This is a genomic window from Candidatus Sodalis sp. SoCistrobi (assembly GCF_900143145.1).
Taxonomy (GTDB): Bacteria; Pseudomonadota; Gammaproteobacteria; order Enterobacterales; family Enterobacteriaceae; genus SoCistrobi.
Genome location: NZ_FRDB01000291.1, coordinates 1 through 2,930 on the forward strand (window position 1 = coordinate 1; position 2,930 = coordinate 2,930).

Here is a 2,930-nt window from a genome sequence, read left to right on the forward strand (position 1 = left end):
CATAGGTATCTACACATTTATCGTGATACCTGTTATTACTTTGCAGAATGATTTCAACCTATCTGTTGGCGGGATTGACTCTCGCCTTACCCGCCGATATCAGACGCTGGTTAAACAGCATATGACGCCCGCGGCTCTTCTTGCTTCTGCGGTTAAAGACCTCGCAAGTGCTCAAAAATCAACTTTCGCAACTACCCAAGCTGTCTGGCGTTTTCTGAATAATAAGCGAATTAGCTTCAGTCAACTCAATGAGCCAATTATTTCGCTAGCACTTGAGCAAATTTCGCTTAGCCCGCATCCATACGCTCTCGTTGTTCATGATTGGTCACGTTTACAATTTCTTTACCATCATGCCAAATACGGACGCTTAAAAATGACGCACGGTGGCGATGTTGGATATGAACTTCAAAGCAGCTTGCTGGTTGATGCTGGCACGGGTTTGCCAATAGCGCCTCTATCTCAGACACTTACCGATGCAACCGGTTGTCATTCAACGTTGGCGGAAGGACTGTCCGAACGGCAGACACATATGGACGCCTTGACGACCGATATTGCCCGTGTGGAATCGCTTAATATAGGTAAAAAGCTGATTCATATAATTGATAGAGAGGGTGACTCTATTGGACATATGCGGACGTTGAGTACTCAAGGAATATGCTGGCTTATCCGAGGAAAAGAAGGACATGGTGCAGAGTGGCAAGGTAATTCATTGAAAATTGGTGAGATTGCTGCTCTTCTGCCATACAACGGATGCGGACAGGTAGACTGGAAAGGGAAAAAAGCTGATATGGAAATCAGTGAAACCTCGATAGTCATAACCCGAGCTGCGCAGCAGAAGCGTAAAGATAAAGAAACCGGCCGCCGCATAAAAATCCAACCTGGAGAGCCTCTGACGGTCAGATTGGTTGTTGTTCGGCTTACGGATGATCTCGGTAATGTGGTGGGACGCTGGACGCTGCTTACAAACGTTTGCAGCGAGATCACCTGCGAGGAAGTAGCTCGTTGGTATTACTGGCGCTGGAATATTGAATCATTTTTTAAGTTGCTGAAAGGTGCCGGACATGACGTAGAAACATGGCTTCAGCGCAGCGCGCCAGCCGTACTACGCAGGTTGTTAATAGCCAGTATGGCTGCTGTTCTGGTATGGCGGCTGCAACGCGCTGAAGGAGAAGAAAATGCGGCAGCCCGCCAGCTGATATGTCGCTTGTCAGGACGACAGCAAAAGCGAGGCCGCAGAGAGAGCGCTCCTGCTCTGCTCGCTGGCCTATCCATCTTGTTGAATACACTAAAATTATTATCGGAATATAGTCTGGAAGAACTTACTCATTTAGCGAGAGTTGCTCTTAAGCCTCCTCCCTGATGTGTAGATACCTATGGCTCTAAGGGGGGCCGGTCTACCGGCGCAGAAAACGATCAGTCATCACCCCGTGGTTACGGGGTGAAACTCGCGGTATAGCGATTTGCCGTGCCGCGAGCTTGCTGCTTATTCCAATAACAAAAAAAATGTACCTACCCACAAGCACAGCATGAACGAAATGCCCATCATAAAATATTTCACTGCACCAATTCCTTACTGTGACCACGCAAGCCTTGATCCTGCTGTGGCAGAGGGTTAAAGGGAGGTCATCGACAGCGGCCCGCCGGCGCATCCTGATCCAGGTACTGCGCGTGGGGACGCGCAACAGGATCGGCGCATAATGTACTCCCGAGTCCAGGCAAAATTCAATAGATTCAGACGGCTGCAGGCCGCAATTTGCAAAAAAAGATATTCGCGCGCTGCGCTTCGTTGCGCTATGTGATTATGCTGCCGCGGGAGCTGCCGCCGTTATTTCCTGTCAGCCCAAAGTCAGGTTCCTCATCCGGCGTGAAGTGGGGTTCTTTATCTGGCACGAAGTCGAGTTCCTCATCCGGCGTGAAGTCGGGTTCCTTACCCTGCGCTAAGGGGTGAAGTATTTCAGCCCGGCAATGCCGGCGATGAGCAGGCACAGGCTGATAATGCGCCCGGCCGTCACCGCTTCGCCCAATACACTCATGCCGACCAGAGCGGCGCCGACGGCGCCGATACCGCTCCATATGGCGTAAGCGGTACCTGCCGGCAGGGTTTTCATGGACCAGGAGAGCAGCAGAAAGCTAAGGCACAAAGCGCCAAGAACCATCAGGCTGGGAAGGGGGCGGGTAAAACCGTGGGTAAATTTTAACCCGATGGCCCAAATGACTTCAAATAGGCCGGCGACGAAGAGTATGAACCACTGCATAGGACGTTTTCCGTATCGATCGGGCCGTCCCGCAGAGTCAGACTGGCGCCCAGGTCGTCCTGCGCGCGATGAGATGATGATAACGCCCGCAGATTAGCACAACACCCACCGGGACAGCAACTTCGCCAAGCGGTGGTCCGCCCAAACGATCCGGCCACTGGCGTCAGCGGCGAGTCCGCAATATGTATGATGTGAGTGCCTGTACAGAGAAAGGTGGGCAGCTGAAGACGAATTCGGAATGTAAAATTGGGGGATCTGCGTAAGCCGATTTCACCGTTAAGCGAAATCGGCCAGGAGGACAATCTATGCCGAAACTGACGGCTAACGACGGTTTATTAAAGTGGTACTTCGTCTGCTTCACCGCGCTAACTTAGCGTGTGTTAGCCACCGCACGGTGATTGCGACTGCGAAAGAACCATTTCCTCTGCCGGCGATAAGGCTCAGTCAGGGCACAGAGGGGCGAGGTTACGAACTGCGCCCACCACTATGGCTGTGTTGCCCGCCTTTTTTACCGGCTTCAGTGGCCTTTTGCGGATCGTTTTTAAAACTGAATCACCCCGGATAAATTAGAGTCTATACTTTAAAAGTGGAGGTCTCTATGACAACGACCAAACGTTACTCTCCGGAAGTCCGTGAACGGGCAGTTAATCTAGTGCTGGAAACTCAGCATGAGCA

The 2,930-nt window shown here is 51.4% G+C and carries 3 protein-coding genes and 1 pseudogene; 1 reads left to right on the forward strand and 3 read right to left on the reverse strand.

The features are described 5' to 3' along the window. A partial coding sequence (locus CINSTRO3249_RS14595; protein WP_254304262.1) for a flagellar biosynthesis protein FlhF occupies window positions 1-1,360 on the forward strand: 1,360 nt, incomplete at its 5' end. A gap of 123 nt (window positions 1,361-1,483) precedes the next feature. Here the strand turns inward: CINSTRO3249_RS14595 and ypdK are convergent. The 3 genes and pseudogenes from ypdK to CINSTRO3249_RS14605 form a co-directional block, all read right to left on the reverse strand. Continuing rightward, entirely contained in the window at window positions 1,484-1,558 is a 75-nt protein-coding gene (gene ypdK / locus CINSTRO3249_RS18075; RefSeq protein WP_125933211.1) for a membrane protein YpdK, read from the reverse strand. 379 nt (window positions 1,559-1,937) lie between these two features. Further along, window positions 1,938-2,255 (reverse strand): quaternary ammonium compound efflux SMR transporter SugE, encoded by a 318-nt coding sequence (gene sugE, locus CINSTRO3249_RS14600; RefSeq protein ID WP_074013785.1) that lies wholly within the window; start codon window positions 2,253-2,255, stop codon window positions 1,938-1,940. 465 nt (window positions 2,256-2,720) lie between these two features. Then, a pseudogene (locus tag CINSTRO3249_RS14605) lies at window positions 2,721-2,804 on the reverse strand (general stress protein); the annotation flags it as partial. Window positions 2,805-2,930 lie beyond the last annotated feature (126 nt).

Bases quoted from the DNA above. Each gene is read 5' to 3' on its own strand.
- sugE (WP_074013785.1), bottom strand. From the start codon at position 2,255: ATGCAGTGGTTCATACTCTTCGTCGCCGGCCTATTTGAAGTCATTTGG.